The following is a 23,364-nucleotide window of genomic DNA, read 5'->3' on the forward strand; positions in this document are numbered from 1 at the left end:
GGGAGAGGGCTTCTGCTAATGGTTGTGCCGGCTTTCGCCGCGCGTCTCCAGGATGTTGAGGAACAGCGTCGCCGGTTCCAGGCAGCCGCCGGTGCCAAGCTGGCCGACCATGCTGCGGTAGATCTCCTCCCACGGCGTCTTGTGCAGCAGCACCGGCGCCGTCCAGGCCGCGCGCCGCGCCGCCATCTCCGCCTCGGGGATCAGTACGTCCACGCGCCGCGCCTTCAGGTCGATGCGGATCGGGTCGCCGTGCTTCAGCAGCGCGAGGCCACCGCCCACCACAGCTTCCGGCGTGACGTTGAGGATGGAGGGCGAGCCGGACGTGCCGCTCTGCCGCCCGTCGCCGATCGTCGGCAGCGCCATGATGCCGCGCTTGATCAGCGCCGCCGGCGGCTGCATGTTCACCACCTCCGCGGCACCGGGATAGCCCACCGCGCCGCAGTTCCGCACCACCAGCACCGTGCTCTCGTCGATGCCGAGCGAGGGGTCCTCGATGCGCGCGTGATAGTCCTCCGGTCCCTCGAACACCGCGACCTTGCCCTCGAAGACATCCGGGTTCTCGGACAGGAAGCGCGCCCGGAACTCCTTGTCGATGACGCTGATCTTCATCACGGCGCTGTCGAACAGGTTGCCCGACAGCACGATGAAGCCCGCATGCTCCTTCATCGGCTTGCCGAAGCTGCGGATCACCTCCCGGTCCGGCTCGCCGAGCCCCGCCAGGTTCTCCGCCACCGTCTTGCCGGTCACGGTCATCACGTCGCCATGCAGGATGCCGGCATCCAGCAATTCCTTCATCACCGCCGGCACGCCGCCGGCGCGGTAGAAGGCCTCGCCCAGGAAGCGCCCGGCCGGCTGGCAATCGACCAGCAGCGGCACCTCGGCACCGACGCGCTGCCAGTCGGCCAGGTCGTGTTCCACGCCCATGTGCCGCGCGATCGCCACCATGTGCACCGGGCAGTTGCTCGACGCGCCGATGGCACTCGCCACCATCACCGCATTCTCGAACGCCTTCTTGGTCATCACGTCGGAGGGCCGCAGGTTGGCCTTCACCATCTCCACCGCGCGCACGCCCGTCATGTAGGCCATCTGCGCCCGCTGCCGGTACGGGCCGGGGATCGCCGCGCTGCCGGTCAGCGTCATGCCGACGGCTTCCGCCAGCGAGTTCATGGACAGCGCCGTGCCCATGGTCGAGCAATGCCCGACGCTGGTGGAGGACGCCGCCACCATCTCGATGAAGCCCTCATAGTCGATCTCGCCGGCGGCGAGTTTCTTCCGCGCCTCCCAGACGATGGTGCCGGACCCGGCGAGCCGCCCATGCCACCAGCCATCCAGCATCGGCCCACCCGGCAGCGCCACGGCGGGGATATTCATGGTGGCCGCGCCCATCAGCATGGCCGGCGTCGTCTTGTCGCAGCCCGTGGTCAGCACGACGCCGTCGATCGGGTAGCCGTGCAGGATCTCCACCAGCGACAGGTATTGCAGGTTGCGGTCGAGCGACGCCGTCGGCCGCTTCAGCGTCTCCTGGATCGGATGGACCGGAAACTCCAGCGGCACGCCGCCGGCATCCCGGATGCCCGCCTTCACCCGCTCCGCCAGCGCGATGTGGTGGCGGTTGCAGGGGGAGATGTCGGACCCGGTCTGGGCGATGCCGATCATCGGCCGGCCGGATTGCAGCTCCGCCCGCGTCATGCCGAAGTTCAACTGCCGCTCGATATAGAGGGAGGTCATCCCCGGGTCCTGCGGGTCGTCGAACCAGCGCTGGCTGCGCAGCTTGAAGGGCTTCTTGGTCTGGTCGTGGTCGTCCATGGCGTATCCCCATCGGCTGTCGCCGTTGGGTGGGAGTGAGGCGCCGCGGCGGCCTTTCGTCAACCTCTACCTGGGCGCGGCGAAGCACTCTCGCCCAGCCACTGCCGGGACAGGCGGCTCCACAGGCAGTCCTGGGCGATGTCGGACATGCGGTTCGCTCCTTTCGCGCACCGCCCTGATGCCGCAGCCAGGTTTCACCCGGATTTCGTGCGTTGCCTCCCCCGAAGTGATCTATTGCATCGTGCGACCCGCCGATGTTGCATCCCGCCTACCTGTTGAAGCGAGACCCGCCATGGCGGAGACGCCCGCCATCATCGTCTGCGACGACGAACCCGACCTGCGCGAGGCGGTGGCCGAATACCTGGCCCGCCGCGGCTTCGACGTGCGCCGCGCCGAGGACGGCGCCGCGCTGCGCCGCCTGCTGGCGGAGCGCATGGCGGATCTGGTGGTGCTCGACATCGCCATGCCGGGCGAGGATGGCCTGTCCGTCGCCCGCGCGCTGCGCGCCGAATCCGACATCGGCATCGTGATGCTGTCCGCCGCCGGCGACGTGGTGGACCGCGTCGTGGGGCTCGAGGTCGGCGCCGACGACTACGTCGCCAAGCCCGTCGACCTGCGCGAGCTGCTCGCCCGCCTGCGCGCCGTGCTGCGGCGGCGGGAGGCAACGGCGGCCGCCATCGGCGCAGCACCCGCCGCGCCGGCCCCGGCCGCCGTGCCGCCGGCCCCGGCCACCCACCGCATCCGCATGGGCCGCACCTGGCTCGACCTCGACGCCCGCCGGCTGACCGGCCCGGATGGCCAGGAAATCCCCCTCGGCCCCTCCGAATTCGCCCTGCTGCGCGCCTTCGCCGAACGCCCCGGCCGTGTCCTGACGCGGGAGGTGCTGCTGGACCTGGCGCATCCGCGCGGCGACGAGCATTTCGACCGCTCCATCGATGTCCGCATCGCCCGCATCCGCCGCAAGGTGGAAGCCGTGCCGGACCGCCCCGCGGTCATCCGCACCATCCGTGGCGCCGGCTATGTCTTCGACCCCACTGCCGAATCCTGAAGCCATGCCGGATGCGGGGCCAGATGGGGGGCCTGATGCGGGCGCGGACGTCGCGCTGCTGCGCGGCGTGCTCGATTCCGCCCCGGCCCGCGTCTGCGTCGTCTCCCGCGATCGGCGCTACATCTACGTCAACCGCGAATTCGCCGAATTCGCCCAGCGCCCGGTGGAGGAAATCCTCGGCATGCGCACCCGCGACCTGGTGGGGGAGGAGGTCGCCGGCCGGCTCGACCCGCATGGCGACCGCGCTTTGGCCGGGGATGTGGTGAACATCGAGGGCTGGATCGACTATCGCCGCAACGGCCGCCGCTTCATCGCCTGGACCTTCACGCCCTTCCGGACCGTGGCGGGACGCCGCGACGCCTTCATCCTGTTCATGCGCGACCTGACGGACCAGAAGCTGCGGGAGGAGGAGGCGGAGGCGAACCGCACCCAGCTTCGCGCCATCCTGGAAGGCATCGCCGATGGCGTGAACATCGTCGGCCCCGATGCACGGCTGGTGCTGGCCAACCCCGGCTTCCTGCGGATGTACGGCTTCCCGCCCCAGCTCGGTGCCCCGGGCACGCCGCTCGCCGATTTCATCCGCCACCGCCTGCGCCGCGCCGAGCTGCGGCCCGAGGAGGACCCCTGCGAGCCGGAGGAAGCCCTGGTCCTGCGCCGCGTCGCCGACATCATGACCCGCCCGCCCGGACGGCTGGAGGAAACGCGCCCGGATGGCACCGTCATTGAACTGCGCACCGAACGCCTGCCGGACGGCACGCTGGTCAACACCTACAGCGACCTGACGCTGCGCCGCGATGCCGAGCGTGCCCGCCGCGCCAGCCGCGACGCGCTGCGCCGCAACGAGCGCCTGTCCGCCATCGCCTCCCTGCTCGCCGGCGTGGCGCATGAGATCAACAACCCGCTTGCCGTCGTCGCCGCCCAATCGCTGCTGCTGGCCGAGGAGGCCGAGGGCACGCCCTTGGCCGAACGGGCGGAAAAGGTGCGCCGCGCCGCCGAGCGCTGCGGCCGCATCGTCGCCAGCCTGCTCGCATCCGCCCGCCAGAAGCCGCCGAAGCGGGAGAAGGTGGACCTGCGGGCGGCCGTGGCGACCGGCCTCGACCTGACCGCCGAGGTGGCGCGGGAGGCCGGGATCGAGTTCGCCACCGACATTCCGCCGGACCTGCCCGGCATCCGCGGCGATGCGGACCAGCTGGCGCATCTGGTGGGCAACCTGGTCGGCAATGCCCGGGCGGCGCTCGCCGGCACGGCACCGCAGCCCGGCTGGCGCCCGCGCATCCTGGTCCGCCTGCGCGCCATGTCCGATGCGGTGGAACTGCGCGTCGCGGACAATGGCCCCGGCATCCCGCCCGAATTGCGCGAACGGGTGTTCGACCCGTTCTTCACCACCAAGCCGGATGGCGAGGGCACGGGCGTCGGCCTTTCGCTGTGCCGCACCATCGCCAAGGCGCATGGCGGCAGCATCTGCGTGGAGGAAATTCCGGGCGGCGGCGCCGCGCTGGTGGTCCGGCTGCCAAGGCCCGCTTAAGCGACAGCTTCCTCCAGGAACACCTGCACCGCCTGGAACAGCGTGCCGCGGTTGCGCTCCATCCACATGTTGTGGGTGCCCTCCGCCAGCACGACCATGCGCTTGCCCGGGGATTGCGTCAGCTCGGCGAAGGCGGCGAAGCACAGCGGCGGCGGCGTGGTGCGGTCCCACTCGCCGACCACGACCAGCGCCGGCGCCGTCACCTTGGCGGGCTCCCACCACGGGCGCCCGGCATTCCAGTACTCCCGCCCATCCGCCACCGGCCCGTTCGGAATGCGCAGCACGGAGGGGCTGGCGCGGATGCCATCCGGGTCCTGCGCCCAGGTCACGCCGGCGAAATGCTCGAACCAGCCGGGCGGGATCAGCGCCGCCCGCTTGTCCTCCGGCGCCTGCGCCAGGATGCCCTGTCGCGCTGCCTGCTGCGTCAGCGGCCGCCAGGCGCCGAGTGGCCCGCCGCCGGGGTCGGTGCGGCTCGGCCCGTCCCGCAGCCAGGGCGGCGCGTAAAGCACCAGGCGCTCCACCTGCGCCGGGTTCTCCGCGGCAAGGCGCCCGACCAGCTTGGTGCCCCAGCTATGGCCGAGCAGCACCAGCTTCTCCAGCCCGCGCCGCTGCCGGATGAAGGCGACGGCGGCGGCCAGGTCGGCCATCGCCTGTTCCCCGCGCGCCACCGGCGGGTTCTGGTCGGCCGGCTGCGACAGCGCCGGCGGGCGGGTGGAGCGACCGAAGCCGCGCACGTCCAGCGTCCAGACATCGAAGCCGCGCCCGGCGATGTAGTCCACCCAGGACAGGCCGCCGAAGGGCAGGTCGAAACTGCTGCTGGCGCCGAAGCCGGCGCCATGCACCATCAGCAGGGTACGGGACGCGCCCGTTGTCGCGCCGTCCGGCCGCTTGCTGCGGACGAACACCTCGATGCCTTCGCCGACCGGCACCATGAACTCCTCGGTGACGATGGTCGGCGTGCCCTGGGCCGCCGCTGGCAGGCCCGCGACGGCGGTGAGCAGCGCAGGTGCGGCAAGAAGGTGGCGTCGCCTCATGAACCGGTCTCCGGGATCGTCCGGCGCGACTGTAGCGGCCGGACGCCCGGCGCCCAAGGGCGGCGGCGCCGGAGCCAAACCTTGCCTCAGACGCCTTCCAGCAGCCGGATCTTGAGGTCGCGGTAGCCGCGCCGGAACCGCGACACCCGCTGGTCCTCCAGCATCGCCTCCAACGCCCGGCCCAGTTCGCGCAGCCGCGCATCGCCCAGGCGCTGCGCCTCGATGAACATCGACCGCTCCTCGGACCCCGCATGGTGCTCCACCGCCGCGTGCAGCGCCCGCAGGTGTTCGTCGAATTCGGAGCTTGAGGTGCTCAGCTTCAGCGTCATCGCCAGCAGGTCGGACAGTTGCCGATGCTCGGCATGCGCCGTGGCGACATCCTCGCTGACCGGGCGCACCGCCGGGTAGAAGATGTGGTCCTCGACGTATTCGTGGATCTCCAGCTCGGAGGCCAGCGTCCGCAGCAGGTCGCGGCGGGCCGGGTCCTCGCGCGGCGTCGCCGCGATGCGGCGGAACAGCGCCCGCAGCATCTGGTGATGCTCGAACAGCACCTCATCGGCCTTTGGACCCGTCTCCGGTCGCCCTGCCTCGACGGCGTGTGGGACATCCGCCGCCGTCACCACCTCGTCCCCCGGCTCCTGCTCCCGCCGGATCTCCACCTGGCCGTCACGGATGCGCGTCTGGTAACGCGGCTGCGGGCTGGTGGCGGGGCCACTCATCGGCTGCGCGGTGCGCAGGCAGAAGCGCGAGCCGTGCCACGGGCACACGAGCGCGCCATCCAGCACCCAGCCCTGGTCCAGCGGCCCGCCCTGATGCGCGCAGCGCGCCCCCATGGCGTGGACCGCGCCCCGATGGCGCACCAGCACCACGCCGACCTCCCGCCGCTGCACCGCGTCGTGCACGTCGACGCGGCGCGGCCGGTCCTCCTCCAGCGCCGCCAGCGGCAGGACCGGCACGAAATCCCGCGGCTCCCGGCTTCGATCGGCCTGGTCCACGCCGACCCGCCGGCGATAGACCAGGTGCCCGCCGAGGTAGCCGCCGGCCATCATGCAGGCCCAGCCCAAAGCGCTGATGGCCCGCCCCTGCCCCCGCCGGCCCCGCTTGCGGAGCGATAGGGAGGCCAGGGTCAAGGCCAGGGCGGCGCTGTTGGTCAGCCCATGAACAGTTCCGAGGCGGCGGTTCCGGCCTTCCGTGTATTGCCAGTCCGCCAGCCCGGCCGCCGCGGCCACGACCGCCCCGGCCGCCCCGGCCTTCAGTGCCAGGTCGGCGGCCTGGTTCGCCTGCCGGTCCCTCAGCAGGCCGGCGGCCGCCAGCAGGTCGAGCCCGAAGGCTAGCGTCCAGGTTCCGACCGGCAGCGTCGCGAGGATCGGATGCAGCGGATGGCCCAGCCATTTGCCATGCAGCGCATCGCGCACCGTCTGCGCCGGCCGGCCGAGAAGCTGAACCGGCCGCGCCAGGGCGGTCTCGACCGCGCGGCCAGGCCCGTCCAGCCCCACGGCCGCCTCGATCCGGGCGATCGCCGCCTCCGCCGCGCCCCGGCCGCGCCTGCGCCACCTCATGCCTGCGGCCTCCACTGGGGCAGATGAGGATCTGTGCGGATCGGCATGGCCGGCCTCCATGGGTCGCCCCGCTAACGTGGTCATGGCCCGGCTGTTCCGCCGGACCGTCACGGGACGGGGCCGCCGATCCGCGCTACAGCCCCACCGCCATGCACACGCAAACCGCCGCAAGCCGGGGAAGGCTCGGCGCCTGGGGGCCGGAGAGCCGGGCCACCCTGGCGCTCGCCTGGCCGCTGGTCCTGACCAACCTGTCGCAATTCGCGCTGTCGCTGACCGATGCGCTGTTCCTCGGCCGCGTGGCGACGGAGGCGCTGGCGGCGGCGACGCTGGGCGGCAACCTGTATTTCGCGGCGCTGGCGCCGGCCTTCGGGCTGGCGCTGGCGGCCGGGCCGATGTGCGCGCAGACCCGCGGCCGCGGCCGGGGTCACCTGCGCGGCATGCGGCGCGACGTGCGGGCCGCCTTCTGGGCCTGCGCCGCCGCCACCATCCCGGTCTGGCTGGCCCTGTGGCACACGGAGGCATTGCTGCGTGGCCTGGGCCAGGACCCGGTGCTGGCGGCCCTGGCGGCGGATTATGTCCGCGCCCTCATGTGGGGCATGCCGCTGTTCTGCGGCTTCGTCGTGCTGCGCGGGTTCCTCTCGGCCGAACAGCGGCCGCTTTCCGCCCTGGTGGTCTCCTTCGTCGGCGTCGCGCTCAACATCCCGCTGAACTACTGGCTGATCCACGGCGGCTACGGCATCCCGGCCCTCGGCGTGGTCGGTGCCGGCATCGCCTCCGCCTTGTGCAACCTGTTCATGTTCGTGGGCCTGGTGCTGGTGATCGCGCGCGACCGGCACCTGCGCCGCTACCACCTGTTCGGCCGGCTCTGGCGCCTGGACGTGGCACGGCTGCGGGAAGTGGCGCAGATCGGGCTGCCGATCGCGGGCTCCATGGCGCTGGAAATCGCCGTGTTCGCCTTCGCCGCCATCGCCATGGGCTGGTTCGGCGCCATCGCCGTCGCCGCGCATGCCATCGCGGTGCAGATCGCCTCCGCCACCTTCATGGTGCCGATGGGCATCGCCCAGGCGGCGACGGCCCGGGTCGGGCTGATGACCGGCGCCGGCCGCGCCACCGCGGCGGCCCGTGCCGGCTGGATCGGCATCGTGCTCGGCGCCGGCTTCATGGCGGTGTCGGCCGCCTTCCTGGTCGGCTTCGCCGGGGCGATTCCCTGGCTGTTCCTCGCCGCCGGCAACCCGGGAGCCGTGGAAACCGCGGCGCTGGCCAGCGTGATGCTGGTGGTCGCCGGCCTGTTCCAGCTGGCGGATGGCGTGCAGGCGGTGGCGGCCGGCGCGCTGCGCGGGCTGAAGGACACGCAGGTGCCGATGCTGCTGGCCGGCTTCGGCTACTGGATCATCGGCCTGCCGCTGGGCCTCGCCCTGGCGCTGCCGCTGGGGCTTGGGCCACTCGGCCTGTGGATCGGGCTGGCGGCCGGCTTGTTCCTGGTCGCCGGCCTGATGCTGGCGCGCTGGATGCGTCTGTCCGCCTCCGGTGGCTTGACCTTCCGCCGCCGGCTGGGATGACTGTGCCGGCAACAGCCCGGGATCCTGCGATGAGCCTCTGGAAGCGTGACTGGACGCCGGACCAGATCAACGCCCGCATGGCGGAGACCACGGCCGGGCTGCTGTCCATCATGATCACGCGGATCGAGGCGGATGCGCTGCACGCCACCATGCCGGTCGATACCCGGCACGTGCAGCCCTTCGGCCTGCTGCATGGCGGAGTCAGCGTGGTGCTGTCCGAGACCATCGGCTCCGTCGCCTGCATGATGACCCTGGGCGAGGCGCATCGCGCCGTCGGCATCGAGATCAACGCCAGCCACATGGCCGGCGTGAAGCAGGGCGATACCGTGACCGCCATCTGCCGCCCGATGCACACCGGCGCCCGCACCCAGGTCTGGCAGACCGAGATCCGGCGCGGCGACGGCAGGCTCGCCTGCGTCTCCCGCCTGACCTGCGCGGTCATCGACGCATGAGGCCCAAGGTTGCCGTGATCGGCACGGGCGGCACCATCGCCTCCCAGGGCGCGCATCCGCTGGACGTGCAGGACTACGCCTCCTCCGGACGGCCGATCCTGGATGCGGAGGCGCTGGTCGCCGGCGTGCCGGAGCTGGCGCGGGTGGCGGAGGTGTTCGCCGTGCCCTTTGCCGCCATCCCCTCCACCGCCATCGGCTGGTCCGACTGGCGGGCGCTGGTGGCGAAGATTGTCGAACTGGAAGCCGCGCATCCGGACCTCGCCGGCGTGGTGGTGACGCATGGCACCGCGACGCTGGAGGAAACCGCCTACCTGCTGTCGCTGACCCTGCCCACCGACCTGCCCGTGGTGGTGACCGGCGCGCAGCGACCCTTCACCGGCCTGTCCTCCGATGCGCAGATGAATCTGGTGGCGGCGGTGCGGGTGGCGGCGAACCCGGCGTCACGCGGCCTCGGCGTGCTGGTGGTGCTGAACGACGAGGTGCACGCGGCGCGGGAGGTCACCAAGACCTCCACCGGGCGGCTGCAGACCTTCCGCAGCCCGGATGTCGGCGTGCTCGGCCATGTCGATGCCGACCGCGTCTCCTACTGGCGGCGCCCGACGCGGCTGCTGCCGTTGGCGCAGCGCTTTGCCATCCAGGACAGCGAGCAGCCGCCCCGCGTCGACGTCGTGTATTCGGTGGCGGGTGGCGATGGCGTGGCGGTGCATGCCTTCCTGGCCGCCGGCGCCTCCGGCCTGGTCGCAGCGGCGCTGGCACCCGGCTTCCTCACCCCGGCGGAGCGCGCCGCGATGGCGGAGGCCATCGTCACCGGCTGCACCGTGGTGCTGTCCTCCCGCGCCGGGTCCGGCCGGACCTTCCCGACGCGTCGCTACGGGGAGGAAGGGTTCATCACCGCGGACAACCTCAACCCGCAGAAGGCCCGCATCCTGCTGATGCTGGCCCTGGCGCGGACGCGGGACCGGGCGGAGATCGCGGCGCTGTTCGAGACCGCCTGAGGTTCAGCAGCCGCCGGGCAGCGGAGACAGTTCCAGCGCGCGGCCGGTGACAGAGAAATCGCCGAAATCCATGGTGATATCGTCCGCCACGCCATTCTCGAAGTAGCGCAGCCCGACCTCGTATTCCGGCTGGGAGGCGCCGCCGGCCGCGCTGCCGCCCCGCTCGAAGAAGGCGATGCGCATCTGGCCGGAGGCCCCGCTGGCCAGCGGGAAGCGCGGCGTGCCGGCGGCGGCGGACCAGGCCGTGATGACCGTGGTGGTGTCCTGCGCGCCCTCGTTCGTGGTGCCGTCGAACAGCGGCGCGGACAGGATGCGCCGGCCGGCACGCGCGGCTTCCACCGCCAGCACCGTGTGGCGCATCGGCAGCAGCGTGCCGGCGGGCAGCGTCTCCTCCTGCCCCGCAGGGTCGGTGAAGCGCACGGTGCCGGCGCCATCGGGGCGCAACTCGGCCTCCCCGGACACGCGCTGGCTGACGGCGCCCTGGGTGGACTGGGTCAGGGAGAAACGCAGGCGGGAATTGTCCTTGGCCTCATAGGTCGCGTAGTCGGAGACGGTCTCGATCTCCTGGCCCTCGCGGTCCACCACCGTCAGCGTCATGCGCTGGCGGGTGGCCCAGCCCTCGCAGGCATCGGCGACGTCGAACACCATGGCGCCACGGACGGAGGTGATGCCGGAGTTCCGCGCCTCGCCCAGGTCGAGCCGGTAGGCGGCCCGATGCGGTGCCATGCGCGCGATGCCGGCCGCCAGCGCTTCCTCCGAGACCCCGGCGCGCGGTCCCGCCGTGACCTGGGCGGAAGCCGGGACCGCGAGCAGGCAAAGGGCGGCAATTAGGCTGAGGCGACGGGTTGGCTGCATGAGGACTCCGGACTGCGCGCTTCGCTGCACTTAGGAAGCCTTGGGGCCGCCTGCACCACCCTTGGGCGGCGGAAGGTCCAGGCGGATCGAAAGTTCCTTGAGACGCGCTGCATCGACGGGCGCGGGCGCACCCATCATCAGGTCCTCAGCTTGTTGATTCATGGGAAACAAAATGACTTCCCGGATATTCGGCTCATCGGCCAGCAGCATGACGATGCGGTCGATGCCGGGGGCGGAGCCGCCATGCGGGGGGGCGCCGTAGCGGAAGGCGTTCAGCATGCCGCCGAAGCGGTCCTCCACCGTCTGCGCGGTGTAGCCGGCAATCTCGAAGGCGCGGATCATCACGTCCGGGCGGTGGTTGCGGATGGCGCCGGAGGACAATTCGATGCCGTTGCAGACGATATCGTACTGGTAGGCCTTGATCTTCAGCGGATCCATGGTGTTCAGCGCCTCCAGCTCGCCCTGCGGCATGCTGAAGGGGTTGTGGCTGAAGTCCACCTTTCCGGTTTCCTCGTTCAATTCATACATGGGGAAGTCGGTGACCCAGCAGAAGCGGTAGGCATCCTTCTCGACCAGGCCGAGTTCATTGCCCAGTCTTGTGCGCGCCTGGCCGGATAGTTTGGCGGCGGCTTCGACCTTGTCGGCGGCGAAGAACACGGCGTCGCCATCGGACAGGCTGCAGGCGGCCTTGATGGCGGCGACGCGGGCGGGTTCCAGGTTCTTGGCGATCGGGCCGCCGGCCTCGCCATTGGCGAAGGTGATGTAGCCCAGGCCGCCGGCGCCCTGTTCGCGCGCCCATTCGTTCATCTTGTCGAAGAAGCTGCGCGGATTTCCGGCGGCACCGGGGGCGGGGATGGCGCGGACCACGGCGCCCTTGTCGATGGCGCGGGCGAACAGGCCGAAGCCGCCGCCGGCGAAGTGCTCGGTCACGTCGGCGATGCGGATGGGGTTGCGGAGGTCCGGCTTGTCGGAGCCGAACTCCAGCATCGCCTGGTCGAAGGGGATGCGCGGAAAGGGCGCGGGCGTCACGCTGCGCTTCGTGCCGGAGAAATCGGCGAATTCCTCGAACACGCCGGCCAGGACGGGCTCGATGGCGGCGAAGACGTCTTCCTGCGTCACGAAGCTCATCTCGAAGTCGAGCTGGTAGAATTCGCCGGGGGACCGGTCGGCCCGCGACGCTTCGTCGCGGAAGCAGGGGGCGATCTGGAAGTAGCGGTCGAAGCCGGCGACCATCGCCAACTGCTTGAACTGCTGCGGCGCCTGCGGCAGGGCGTAGAACTTGCCGGGATGATTGCGGGCGGGCACCAGGAAGTCCCGCGCGCCTTCCGGGCTGCTCGCCGTCAGGATCGGGGTCTGGAACTCGGTGAAACCCTGGTCGATCATGCGGCGGCGGATGCTGGCGATGACGGCGCTGCGCAGCATCAGGTTGCGGTGCTGGCGTTCCCGGCGCAGGTCGATGAAGCGGTAGCGGAGCCGCAGGTCCTCAGGGAACTCCTGCTCGCCAGCGACCTGAATCGGCAGGATTTCCGCGGCGGACTGCACGGTGACGTCGCGCACGCGCAGCTCGATCTCGCCGGTCGGCAGCTTGGTGTTGATGGTGGTGCCTTCGCGCGGCACGACCTCCCCGGTCACCGTCACCACCGATTCAGGACGGGCGCCATCCAGGGTGTCGAAGCCGGGGGTGCCCTGGGCGACCACGCATTGGGTCAGGCCGTAATGGTCGCGCAGGTCGACGAACAGCAGGCCACCGTGGTCGCGCTTGCGGTGCACCCAGCCGGAGAGGCGGACGGTCTTGCCGGAATCGGCGGCGCGGAGGGCGCCGCAGTGATGGGTGCGGTAGGCGTGCATGGGTGATGGCCTGTGGGGCTGGGATGATCCGGCAAACCGCCCGACCGGGCCGCTTATGTCAAGGGCAGGCGGCCTTTCGCCAAGGCCTGCCGGGCGCTACACCCCCCGACATGAGCCGCCGCACCCAGGGCGCCGAATCGGCGCCGTACCTGATCACCGACACCGAGGCCCTGGTGGCGCTGTGCACCCGATTGCGCGGCGAGCGCTTCGTGACGGTCGACACGGAGTTCATGCGGGAGCGCACCTACTGGCCCGAGCTGTGCGTGGTGCAGCTCGCCGGCGATTCCGAGGTGGCGGTGGTGGATGCGCTGGCACCGGGGATCGACCTGGCGGCGCTCGGCGACTTGCTGGCCGATCCCGCGGTGATGAAGGTGTTCCATGCGGCGCGGCAGGATGTGGAAATCTTCCTGCTGCGCTTCGGCGCGGTGCCGACGCCGATCTTCGACACGCAGATCGCCGCCACCGTCGCCGGCTTCGGCGACCAGGTGAGCTACGACCAGCTTGCCCGGTCGCTCGCCAATGCGCAGATCGACAAGGCGCACCGGTTCAGCGACTGGGCGGCGCGGCCGCTGTCCGCGGCGCAGATCGCCTATGCGGCGGCCGACGTGACGCATCTGCGGCGCATCTACACCGGCCTGACCACCAAGCTGGAACGCGAAGGCCGCACCGCCTGGGTGGCGGAGGAGATGGCGGCGCTGGCGGAGCCCGCGACCTATCGCCAGGACCCGGAGACGGCGTGGGAGAAGCTGCGCCCGCGCACCAGCAACCGCCGCTTCCTCGGCCTGCTGCGCGCCGCGGCGGCGTGGCGGGAGCGGGAGGCGCAGCGCGTCAACATCCCGCGCCAACGCCTGGTGAAGGACGAGACGCTGCTCGAGATCGCCGCGACGGCGCCGGAGACGGTGGCGGATCTGACCCGGGCGCGCGGGATCTCGGAGGGTTTCGCCAAGGGCAAGTCCGGGGCTTCGCTGCTGGTGGCGTTGCAGGAGGCCAAGGGGCTCGGCGAGGGCGACCTGCCGGAAGCGCCGAAGGAACGGGCGAATGGCGCCAACCCCTCCCCCGCCCTGGTCGCGCTGCTGAAGGTGCTGCTGGCGGCGAAAAGCGAGGAGCACCAGGTGGCGCCGCGGCTGCTGGCGAATTCCGAGGAGCTGGAACGGCTCGCCGCCGGGGAGACCGAGGTGCCGGCCCTGCAGGGCTGGCGGCGGGAGGTGTTCGGCAGCGCGGCGCTCGATCTGCGCGCCGGGCGGGTGGCGCTGGGTGTGGATGGGCGGCGGGTGCGGCTGATCCAGGCCTGATTTGGGCACATGAAACAGACTTGCGCGTGAGCTGAACTTCGTTACACCCTGACCACCACTCAATAATGAGCGGCGGTGCGGGAAACGACATGAACCAGACCATGATGCGCGCGGGGCTGCTGGCCCTCGGCACGGCGGCGCTGCTGCCGGGCGAGGCGCGGGCGCAGGCCCAGGCGACGCAGGTGACCTGATACCTACGCCGTGACGGCCACGAACAGCGCCAATTCCGCGATGGGATCCCGCTTCACCACGCGCTACGCGCTGTTCCCGAGCGGGACGGTGCAGCAGTACAGTACACGGACCCAGCGGTGGTCTTCCTGGAGCGTGCAGACCTTCACGCCGCAGCGCATCGCCATGACCTCGCCTTCCAGCACCGCGGGCTGCAACCTGGCGGCGACCCTGAACCGCACCAGCGGCGAATACCGGCTGAGCCTGCGCTGCACGAACCGGACGGCGGTGGACTACCAGGGCAGTTGCGCGCGGGCTGCGACGGCGCCGGCGCCGGCGCAGCGGTTCTGAGGGCGGCAGCGGGCGCGGGCGGGCATTCCCGATATTGATGGATGGGGGGGCGCGGCCGGACAGGCCGGCGCCGAGATTGTTGGTTGGGGGCGCGTCGGGCAGCGATCAGCGTGAAGCCGCACGAAACGGGCCGAAATGCTGGCGGCATGGGCGAAGGCCAGTTTCGGGCGCCAGAAGCCCGCGCGCATTCCCGGTGCAGGGCCATTGACCCCTCTGTACTGGAGGCCCCATGGAAATCACCCTGCGCCGCCACTTCGCCGTGGACGAAGCCACGATCGGCACCATGACCATCGGCGACTTCACCTGCTTCACGCTGGAGGATGTGATCCGCACGGAGAAGGTCAAAAGCAGGACGGCGATCTTCGCCGGGACCTATCCGGTGATCCTGTGCGAAAGCCCGCGCTTCTCCGACAGCTACGCGAAGAAGGGGCTGGGGCGGATCGTGCCGCTGGTGGACAAGGTGCCGCAGTTCTCGGGCATCCGCATCCATGTCGGCAACAAGGCCGAGCATACGGATGGCTGCATCCTGGTCGGCGATAGCTGGGACCGGAAATCCGCCTTCATCGGCGGGTCGGCCTCCGCCTTCAAGCGCCTGATGAAGGTGCTGGGGACGGCGAAGGGCGGCATCCGCATCCTGATCAGCAATGATGTGGGGCGGCCCAAGGACAAGATGGGGCATCCGCCGCTGCCGCTGTACTTCATGATGCGGGGTGGGGGGATGTGCGTGCCGGCGTAGGCCCCCCCTCACCCAACCCTCTCCCCCCGTTGGGGGGAGAGGGCTTTTAGTTGGCGGCGACTTCGACGGTGGCGGTCAGGCCGAGGGCGGTGGCGAGGGCGTCGAGGCGGCGTTGGACGCTTTCGCCGGCGAAGACGCCGCTGCCCTCCACCAGGCGCAGTTGCAGCTCCCCGCCGCGGCGGCGGATGGCGGTGCCGGCGAGCAGGACGGGCGTGCCGCCCGACAGCGTGAAGGCCAGGCGCAGGGCGGCACCGAGGGTTTCGGCACGCTTCACCGCCGCGGCATCCAGCAGGGTGCGGGCGGTGGCGAGGAAGGGGGCCGTCGCGTCGGCCTCGTAGCGCAGCGCCACGACCAGGGCCAGGAAGGCGCGCTGGTGGTGGTCCAGCCCGACCCCAGGCTGGCGCAGGACGCGGTAGAAGGCGTGCTCGGCGCGGTAGTCCGGGTGGTCGTGGCTGCCGGAATCGGCGATCCAGCAACTGCTTTCGCGCAAGGCCGCCTGTTCCGGGCTTTCCTCGTCGAACAGCGCCTGGGTCCAGGCGAACAGCGCCGCGGGCAGGTCCGGGTCGCGGCCCCAGCGCATCGCCAGGTCGCGGCCGGCGGCCAGCATCGGGTCTTCCTGGCGCACCGCATCGGGCAGCAGGCGGGAATACCAACCCTCCCGCAGCCCGTTGGCGGAGAACACCACGCGGCTGGCGCCGGTGGCGCGCAGCAGGCGGCGAAGCACCACGGCGGCGTAGGGCATGTCGCCCAGGCGTTTCGCGGGCGCGCCGGGCATGGACGCCAGCATCTTGCGGTCGGATTTCGCGACGACGCCGGCAAGGTCCCGCGCCTCCTCCCGCCGCAGCACGTAGTGGTGGACGATGGACAGCGGGTAGCCGGTCTGGGCGATGTGCATCCGCGCCAGGGCGCGCCAGGCGCCGCCGACCAGGTACAGGTCCCGCCCCTCCCCGCGCTTGAGCCAGGCGACGCGGGCGAGGTCGGATTCGACGATGGCGCGGGCCCTGGTGGCGTCGTTGCCGGCGCGGTCCGCCAGGCGGATGGCGCCGATGGGCAGGGAGGCGGCGGTGGTGGCGCGGCCGGCGGCGAGGTCCACCACCTCCAGCGATCCGCCGCCGATGTCGCCCAGGATGCCATCCGCCTGGGGGAAGCCGAGCAGGACGCCGTCGGCGGAGAACATCGCCTCCTCCTCCCCGGTCAGGACGCGGACGGGCAGCCCCGGCAGGCGGGCGCGCAGGGCGTCGATGAAGTCGGGGCCGTTCTCGGCATCGCGGGCGGCGGCGGTGGCCAGGACCTCCACCGTGTCGGCGCCCATGGCCTGGGCGACGGCGGCGTAGCGCGAGAGGACGGTCAGCGCGGGGGCGATGGCGTCCTCGTTCAGGCGCCCGGTGTTCTGCAGGCCGCGGCCGAGGCCGAGGACGGCCTTCTCGTTGAAGATGGTGAGCGGGTTGCGGGACAGACCCTCGAACACCACCAGCCGGACGGAGTTGGAGCCGAGATCGACCACCGCCTGGCGCGGCGGCAGGGTGGTGGCGGCACGGGTGCGGGGCATGGGGAGGTCCAGAAGCTCAGGGCCTAAAGTGGAATCGAGGTCGAGCTTGAACGCCCATCGCGCTGTTCGGTCTCCGGTCGGCCGGGCCGATGCTGTTGGACGTCAATCCTCCACCTCTCAGTCCTGCAGCACGCGGTCCTGGCGGTTGCGGCGGGGCGGGGCGGTGGTGCGGCGGAGTGCGCTGCCGCGGCCGGAGAGGGACGGGTTGGTCATGAAGTAGTCGTGGGCCGAGACGGGCTTGCCGGTGTCTCCTTTGGCACTGGGCGTGACGCGGCGATAGGTGCCATCGGCGCGCAATTGCCAGGATTGCATGGTGTCCTGCAGGTTCACGACCATCACCTGGTCCAGGATCTGGGCGTGCACGGTGGGGTTCTCGATCGGGACCATGGTTTCGACCCGCCAGTCCAGGTTGCGGGCCATGAGGTCGGCGGAGGAGATGAAGATGCGGGCGCGGCGGGACGGCAGGCGGTGGCCGTTGCCGAAGACGTAGACGCGGGAGTGTTCGAGGAAGCGGCCGACGATGGACTTGACGCGGATGTGCTCGGACAGGCCGGGAATGCCGGGGCGCAAGCAGCAGATGCCGCGGACGATGCACTCGACCTTCACCCCGGCCTGGGAGGCGCGGTAGAGCGCGTCGATGATCTGTTCGTCCACCAGGGAGTTCAGCTTGAGCCAGATGCCGGCGGGCTTGCCCTCGCGGGCGAAGGCGATCTCGCGCTCGATCAGGCCGAGCAAGGCGGGGCGGATGGTGAGTGGGGCGAAGGCGAGGCCTTCCATGGTTTCGGGGCGGGCGTAGCCGGTCATGTAGTTGAACAGCTTCGCGGCATCGCGCGTCAGGGCCGGATCGGCGGTGAAGAAGGACAGGTCGGTGTAGATGCGGGCGGTGATCGGGTGGTAGTTGCCGGTGCCGAAATGCGCGTAGCTGCGCAGGATCTCGCGCTCGCGGCGCACCACCAGGCTGACCTTGGCGTGGGTCTTGAGCTCGACGAAGCCGAAGACGACCTGGACGCCGGCGGCTTCCAGTTCGCGGGCGAGCGCGATGTTGCGTTCCTCGTCGAAGCGGGCCTTGATTTCCACGATGCCGGTGACGGATTTGCCGGCCTCCGCGGCCTCGATCAGGGCGCGTGCGATGGGGCTGTCGCGCGAGGTGCGGTAGAGCGTCTGCTTGATGGCGACGACGTTGGGGTCGCGCGCGGCCTGGCGCAGGAATTGGACGACGACGTCGAAGCTCTCATACGGGTGGTGGACGACGATGTCCTTGGCGGCGATGGCGGCAAAACAGTCGCCGCCGAAATCCAGGATGCGTTCCGGGAAGCGCGGCGTGTAGGGGGTGAACAGCAGGTCGGGGCGGTCGTCCACGATCAGCTGCTTGATGTCGGCGATGCCGAGCAGGCCATCCACCTTCACCACGCCCTGGCGGTCCGCATCCAACTCCTCCGCCACCAGGTCCACCATGTCGGCCGCCATGCGGGCATCAACCGACAGCAGGATGGCGCGGCCGCGGCGGCGGCGCTTGAGGGCGGTCTCGTAGGACCGCACCAGGTCCTCGGCTTCCTCCTCGAACTCCACGTCGGTGTCGCGGATCAGGCGAAACAGGCCGTGCTCGGCGGCGATGAAGCCGGGGAACAGGCGGCGGAGGAACAGGACGATCAGGTCCTCCAGCATCACGAAGCGGATCGGCGCGCGTTCGCCGGCGGGCGTCAGGCCGGCGGGAAGGCGGATGAAGCGCTCGATCTGCGGCGGCAGCGGCAGCAGGGCGCGCATGGTGCCGCCATCCTCCTCCCGCACCAGCTTCAGCACCATGCAGAGCGCCAGATTGGCGATGAAGGGAAAGGGATGGGCAGGGTCCACCGCCAGCGGCGTCAGCACCGCGAAGACCCGGTCCATGAACCAGCCTTCCAGCCAGGCGCGGTCGGCCTCCGTCAGGTCCTTCACGTCGGCGACGATGACGCCGGCGCCGGCGAGCAGGCCGCGCAGTTCGTGCCAGGCGGATTGCTGGCCCTCGATCAGGGCCTGGGAGGCACCGTGCACGGCGGCGAGCTGCTGGCTCGGCGTCAGGCCATCCGGGGATGCGGCGGTGATGCCGGCGCGTTCCTGGCCGATAAGGCCGGCGACGCGGACGGAATAGAACTCGTCCAGGTTGGAGGCGGAGATGGCGACGAAGCGCAGGCGTTCCAGCAGCGGGTGGCGCGGATTGGCGGCTTCCTCCAGCACCCGGGTGTTGAAGGCGAGCCAGGACAATTCGCGGTTGATGAATCGGGTCGGGCTGTCCGGCGCGACGGCCGGGGGGCGGACGGCGCCATGCGGGGCCCCCGGCTTGAGGGCGGGGGCGGCGGGGGCTGGCGCGGGCGCGGGCATCGTGTCCATCGCGCCAGACTAGCGCAGCGGCGGGCGGTCCGGGGAGGCGTTGTTGGATGACGTCTCGGAACGGTCATCCAGCGCCAGCGTCTGCCGGGCGAAGGGGATGGTGATGGCGGCGGCGCGGGCGAGCGAGGCGGCATCCAGCGCCGCGACGGCGTCGGCGATGGAAGCGGCATGGCGCGGCAGGCGGGACAGCAGGAAGGCCTGGACGGCGGGCTCGATGTGGAGCTGGCGGTCGGCGATGTGCTTTGCCAGCAGGGCGGCGAGCAGGATCGCGGAGGGTTCCGCGAGGCCCACGGCATGGGTGGCGCGGAGGCGGCTGGCGAGGTCCGGCAGGATGGTCGGCCAGCGCGCCGGCGGGCTGCGGGCCGCCATCAGCAGGGGAAGGCCGGCGGCGGCGTGGTGGTTGATGAGGTGGAACAGCGCGGGCTCCGGCGCGGCATCGGCACGGTCCAGCGCCGTGCCGGTGGCCTCGGCCAGGGCGAAATCGAGCGTCAGGCCCGGCCCCTCCAGCACCCGCCAGCCGAAGGCTTCGGCGGTGGCCTGCAGCATGTGGGTCTTGCCGGTGCCGGCCGGGCCATGCAGGGCAAGACGGCGCAACGGCCAGATCTCGGGCGTTTCGAGCCAGGCGAGCGCCTCCGCATTCGAGGCATCCGGGATCAGGTCGGCACGGGCGGAGGACGGGTGTGGCGGGAGTGGAAGCGGCAATTGGCGGGGCTCGAGGGGCATGGCTGGCTGCCTGGATAGCGGAGGCGGCAGGTCCTGGCGATTGCCAACCCATTCAGCGCGTCCGGCGGCGGGACATCGCGAGGTGTAATTGCCTGGATTACAGTCACCATCAGTGCTATTTGCCAGCTGTGAAAATTGCTTACACCACACCAAATGATGATCAAGTAACGCATATTTTGTTTCAATATTATTTTGTGTGCTAAACTGCGCCAGTTCCACACCTCATGGATGCTCTGCCGTGACTGAGAGCTTCCGCGTCGTCGGCGTCGGCGCTTCTGCCGGCGGGGTCGAGGCCTTGCAGACGCTGTTCCGCGGCCTGCCCGACCCGGCGCCGCCCATGGCCTTCGTGGTCGTGACACATCTGGCGCGCGGCCATCATTCGGCGCTGCCCGCGATCATCGGCGACTGCACCACCATGACGGTCCTGGCGGCGGTCGACGGGCAGGAGTTGCAGGCGGGCCAGGTCCATGTGCTTGACCACAATGCGGTGCTGACGGTGGCCAACGGCAAGCTGGTGCTGGCCGATCAGCCTGCCGGCCAGGCGCGCGAACGGTATCCCATCGACGTCCTGCTCGCCTCCCTCGCCGAGGACCAGTCGCAGGAAGCGATCGGCGTCGTGCTGTCCGGCAGCGGACATGATGGGACCTTGGGGCTGAAGGCGATCCGGGAGGCCGGCGGCCTGACGATCGCCCAGGGGCCCGATGCCGGTGTGCCCGCGGGCACCGCACCGCAGTACCCGGAGATGCCGGACAGCGCGGTGTCTGCCGGCGTGGTGGACCTGGTGGTGCCGGCCGGACAGATGGGCGCCCGGCTGCGCGCCCTGGCCGCCGGCCCGGCGGATCTGGCGGAAGGGGTGCGCAGCCGCGCCGCGCTTGCGGCGCTGCATGCCGAGATCGCCGCCATCCTGCTGGCCACCGTCGGCCATGATTTTTCCGGCTACAAGGACAAGACCTTCTTCCGCCGCGTGCAGCGCCGCCTGCATGTGCTCGGCCTGCCGAATGCGGAAGCCTACCTGGCGCGGCTGCGGGCGGATCCGGAGGAAGCCCGCCTGCTGTTCCGCGACCTGCTGATCGGCGTCACCGGCTTCTTCCGCGATGCGGAGGCCTTCGCCGCGCTGGAATCGCACGCCATTCCCAGCCTGTTCCGCGACCGCACGGCGGAGGAGGTGGTGCGGGTCTGGGTGCCTGGCTGCGCCACCGGGGAGGAAGCCTATTCCATCGCCATCCTGCTGCGCGAATACATGGCCGCGCATCCCGGCGGCCCGCGTGCACAGATCTTCGCCACCGACATCGACGAGGCGGCCTTGGCCGCGGCGCGGCGTGGCCGCTACCCCCGGCCGATGCTGTCCGGCGTCTCCCCGCCCCGGCTGGCGCGGTTCTTCACGGAGGATGCGGCCAGCTTCGCGGTGACGAAGGAGTTGCGGGACATCTGCGTCTTCTCGCCGCACAGCGTCATCAACGACCCGCCGTTTTCCCGCATCGACCTGGTCTCCTGCCGCAACCTGCTGATCTACCTGGGTGGCGCCCTGCAGGACCAGGTGATCCCGCTGTTCCACTACGCGCTGCGGCCGGGCGGCTTCCTGTTCCTCGGCGTGGCCGAGACCATCGCGCGGCATACGGAGTTGTTCGCACCGGAGGACAAGGCGCACCGGCTTTACCGGCGGCGGGACAATGGCGTCTCGGCCGCGTCGCCCCTCCACCTGGCAACCAGCCGCGGTTGGCCGACGCGCCCGCCGACGCGCCCGCCCGCGGCAGGACGCAGGGCGGAATTGCGCCAGGTGGCGGAATCCCTGGTGCTGGACCGCTTCGCGCCGCCGCATGTGGTGGTGAGCCGGGAGGGCGACGTGCTGCACCAGTCGGCGCATCTCGGTCGCTACCTGGAACCCGCGGCGGGCCGCCCGAGCCGCCAGTTGCTGGCCATGGCACGCCCGGGCCTGCGCGTTGCCCTGCGGGCGGCGCTGCGGGAAGCGGTTGGGACGTCCCGGCCCGCGGTCCGACCGATGGTGGAGTTGGAGAGCGACGGGCGCCGCCTGACCGTGACGCTGACGGTGGTGCCCATCGTTGCACCGGCGACTGCGCCGCCGACCGAGGCTCCGCCGATGCCCATGCCCATGCCGGGGCCGGGGCCGGGGCCGGGGCCGGGGCCGGGGGCGGAGCCGCCGCCAGCGACGGGAAGCGAGGCCAATGACCGGCTTTTCCTGGTCCTGTTCAACGAAATCCTGCCGGCCGTGGACGCACCCGTGGCAAGCGGGCCGGAGGACGGACGCACCACCCGGCTGGAGCGCGAGCTGCGTGACACGCGGGAGCGGCTGCAATCCATCACCGAGGAATACGAGACGGCGACGGAGGAACTGACCTCGGCGAACGAGGAGATGGTCTCGGTCAACGAGGAACTGCAATCGACCAACGAGGAGCTGGAGACCTCGAAGGAAGAACTGCAATCGGTGAACGAGGAACTGCGCACCGCGAACACCGAGCTGTCCGGCAAGATCGACGAGCTGGACCTCGCCAACGCCGACCTGCGCAACCTGTTCGACAGCACGCAGATCGCCACCCTGTTCCTCGACCGGCATCTGGTGATCCGCAGCTTCACGCCGGCGGTCAGCAGCATCTTCAACCTGGTGCCGGCGGACCGCGGCCGCCCGGTGACGGATTTCGCCAGCCAGCTGGACCAGGTGGACCTGCGCATGGAAACCCGCCGCGCCCTGGATGAGCGCGAGGCGGTGGAGCGCCGGGTGACGGCGCGCGACGGCACCGTGCACTACCTGATGCGGATGCTGCCCTACCGCACCGCGGAGGGCGAGGTGGATGGCGTGGTGCTGACCTTCTTCGACGTCACCAAGGTGGTGGAGGGGGAGATGCTCGGCACGCTGGTGGATGAGCTGAACCACCGCGTGCGCAACATGCTGCAGGTGGTGCAGGCGGTGGCGGCCAGCACGCTGCGACGCGCCACATCCCTGCCCGAATTCGGCGAGGCCTTCGGCGGCCGCATCAAGGCGCTGGCCCGCGCGCATGAGCTGCTGTCCGACCAGGGCTGGAGCACGGTGGACCTGCGGGCGCTGATCGCCAAGGAGGTCGAGCCCTATGCGGACGGCCCGGACCGGGTGGAGATGCAGGGCGAGCCGGTGCGGTTGCCGCCCAAATTCGCCCTGGCACTGGGAATGGTGCTGCATGAGATGGCGACGAATGCGACCAAGCATGGCGCACTCGGCGTGCCGGGTGGGCGGGTGCAGGTGGGCTGGCGGCATGAAGGGTCCCGTGCCGGGGCGAGGCTGCTGATCTATTGGTCGGAAACCGGCGTGCCGGCGGCGGTCGGCGCACCGACCCGCCGCGGCTTCGGCTCCGACCTGATCGACAGGCTGCTGCGCCACGACCTCGGTGGCAGCAGCGAGGTGGCGCAGGAGGGTGACAGGCGGGTGATGACGCTGCGCATCCCGCTGGACATGATCGCGTCGGGCCGGCGGCTGGATACCGAGCGGGTGGCCGGGTGGGACTGAG

Annotated in this window: 17 protein-coding genes; 9 read left to right on the top strand and 8 right to left on the bottom strand. The window is 71.0% G+C overall.

Annotated features, from left to right (window positions below):
• Window positions 1-15 precede the first annotated feature (15 nt).
• On the bottom strand, window positions 16-1,806 hold the full coding sequence (locus ACFHPP_RS08655; protein ID WP_437162861.1) for an IlvD/Edd family dehydratase: 1,791 nt from the start codon (window positions 1,804-1,806) through the stop codon (window positions 16-18).
• Window positions 1,807-2,098: 292 nt separating this feature from the next.
• Here ACFHPP_RS08655 and ACFHPP_RS08660 point away from each other — a divergent pair, with 292 nt between their 5' ends.
• On the top strand, window positions 2,099-2,854 hold the full coding sequence (locus ACFHPP_RS08660; protein WP_437162862.1) for a response regulator: 756 nt from the start codon (window positions 2,099-2,101) through the stop codon (window positions 2,852-2,854).
• On the top strand, window positions 2,826-4,379 hold the full coding sequence (locus tag ACFHPP_RS08665; protein WP_437162863.1) for a PAS domain-containing sensor histidine kinase: 1,554 nt from the start codon (window positions 2,826-2,828) through the stop codon (window positions 4,377-4,379). Before ACFHPP_RS08660 ends, ACFHPP_RS08665 begins: the two co-directional genes overlap by 29 nt.
• Here the strand turns inward: ACFHPP_RS08665 and ACFHPP_RS08670 are convergent.
• Together ACFHPP_RS08670 and ACFHPP_RS08675 are read right to left on the bottom strand one after the other, a co-directional pair.
• Window positions 4,376-5,413, bottom strand: a complete 1,038-nt coding sequence (locus ACFHPP_RS08670) for an alpha/beta hydrolase (RefSeq protein WP_437162864.1) — start codon at window positions 5,411-5,413, stop codon at window positions 4,376-4,378. The two genes, ACFHPP_RS08665 and ACFHPP_RS08670, sit on opposite strands and share 4 nt — an antisense overlap.
• Window positions 5,414-5,499: 86 nt before the next feature.
• Window positions 5,500-6,972, bottom strand: coding sequence for a DUF2231 domain-containing protein (locus ACFHPP_RS08675; protein ID WP_437162865.1), 1,473 nt, complete (start codon window positions 6,970-6,972; stop codon window positions 5,500-5,502).
• A gap of 149 nt (window positions 6,973-7,121) precedes the next feature.
• Between ACFHPP_RS08675 and ACFHPP_RS08680 the strand changes: the two genes are divergently transcribed.
• Genes ACFHPP_RS08680 through ACFHPP_RS08690 form a run of 3 tightly spaced genes read left to right on the top strand, consistent with a single transcriptional unit; the run spans window position 7,122 to window position 9,978 of the window.
• Complete coding sequence (locus ACFHPP_RS08680) at window positions 7,122-8,531, top strand: MATE family efflux transporter (RefSeq protein ID WP_437162866.1); 1,410 nt, start codon at window positions 7,122-7,124, stop codon at window positions 8,529-8,531.
• A gap of 29 nt (window positions 8,532-8,560) precedes the next feature.
• The gene (locus tag ACFHPP_RS08685) at window positions 8,561-8,983 is read left to right on the top strand and encodes a hotdog fold thioesterase (RefSeq protein ID WP_437162867.1); all 423 of its coding nucleotides are present in this window, start codon (window positions 8,561-8,563) and stop codon (window positions 8,981-8,983) included.
• Entirely contained in the window at window positions 8,980-9,978 is a 999-nt protein-coding gene (locus tag ACFHPP_RS08690; RefSeq protein ID WP_437162868.1) for an asparaginase, read from the top strand. Before ACFHPP_RS08685 ends, ACFHPP_RS08690 begins: the two co-directional genes overlap by 4 nt.
• A 3-nt stretch (window positions 9,979-9,981) precedes the next feature.
• Here the strand turns inward: ACFHPP_RS08690 and ACFHPP_RS08695 are convergent, their stop codons facing one another.
• A complete protein-coding gene (locus ACFHPP_RS08695) occupies window positions 9,982-10,833 on the bottom strand; it encodes a cell envelope integrity EipB family protein (protein ID WP_437162869.1) in 852 nt (283 codons plus the stop codon).
• Window positions 10,834-10,863: 30 nt separating this feature from the next.
• The gene (gene aspS / locus ACFHPP_RS08700; protein ID WP_437162870.1) at window positions 10,864-12,681 is read right to left on the bottom strand and encodes an aspartate--tRNA ligase; all 1,818 of its coding nucleotides are present in this window, start codon (window positions 12,679-12,681) and stop codon (window positions 10,864-10,866) included.
• 110 nt (window positions 12,682-12,791) lie between these two features.
• Between aspS and rnd the strand changes: the two genes are divergently transcribed.
• The 3 genes from rnd (at window position 12,792) to ACFHPP_RS08715 (ending at window position 15,228) form a co-directional block, all read left to right on the top strand.
• Complete coding sequence (rnd, locus tag ACFHPP_RS08705; protein ID WP_437162871.1) at window positions 12,792-13,973, top strand: ribonuclease D; 1,182 nt, start codon at window positions 12,792-12,794, stop codon at window positions 13,971-13,973.
• Between the two features lie 201 nt (window positions 13,974-14,174).
• Window positions 14,175-14,492, top strand: coding sequence for a hypothetical protein (locus ACFHPP_RS08710; RefSeq protein ID WP_437162872.1), 318 nt, complete (start codon window positions 14,175-14,177; stop codon window positions 14,490-14,492).
• A gap of 229 nt (window positions 14,493-14,721) precedes the next feature.
• The gene (locus tag ACFHPP_RS08715) at window positions 14,722-15,228 is read left to right on the top strand and encodes a DUF5675 family protein (protein WP_437162873.1); all 507 of its coding nucleotides are present in this window, start codon (window positions 14,722-14,724) and stop codon (window positions 15,226-15,228) included.
• Between the two features lie 46 nt (window positions 15,229-15,274).
• Here ACFHPP_RS08715 and ACFHPP_RS08720 read toward each other — a convergent pair whose 3' ends face one another.
• The 3 genes from ACFHPP_RS08720 to ACFHPP_RS08730 all read right to left on the bottom strand — a co-directional run bounded on the left by ACFHPP_RS08720 (window position 15,275) and on the right by ACFHPP_RS08730 (window position 19,867).
• Window positions 15,275-16,777 (bottom strand): Ppx/GppA phosphatase family protein, encoded by a 1,503-nt coding sequence (locus tag ACFHPP_RS08720; protein ID WP_437162874.1) that lies wholly within the window; start codon window positions 16,775-16,777, stop codon window positions 15,275-15,277.
• Between the two features lie 117 nt (window positions 16,778-16,894).
• Entirely contained in the window at window positions 16,895-19,135 is a 2,241-nt protein-coding gene (locus ACFHPP_RS08725; RefSeq protein ID WP_437162875.1) for an RNA degradosome polyphosphate kinase, read from the bottom strand.
• 18 nt (window positions 19,136-19,153) lie between these two features.
• Complete coding sequence (locus ACFHPP_RS08730) at window positions 19,154-19,867, bottom strand: HdaA/DnaA family protein (protein WP_437162876.1); 714 nt, start codon at window positions 19,865-19,867, stop codon at window positions 19,154-19,156.
• 238 nt (window positions 19,868-20,105) lie between these two features.
• On the opposite strand from ACFHPP_RS08730, the gene ACFHPP_RS08735 reads away from it, so the two are divergent.
• The gene (locus tag ACFHPP_RS08735; RefSeq protein ID WP_437162877.1) at window positions 20,106-23,363 is read left to right on the top strand and encodes a CheR family methyltransferase; all 3,258 of its coding nucleotides are present in this window, start codon (window positions 20,106-20,108) and stop codon (window positions 23,361-23,363) included.
• Window position 23,364 lies beyond the last annotated feature (1 nt).

This window comes from Falsiroseomonas sp. E2-1-a20 (assembly GCF_051433195.1).
In the GTDB taxonomy this organism is placed as follows: Bacteria; Pseudomonadota; Alphaproteobacteria; order Acetobacterales; family Acetobacteraceae; genus Falsiroseomonas.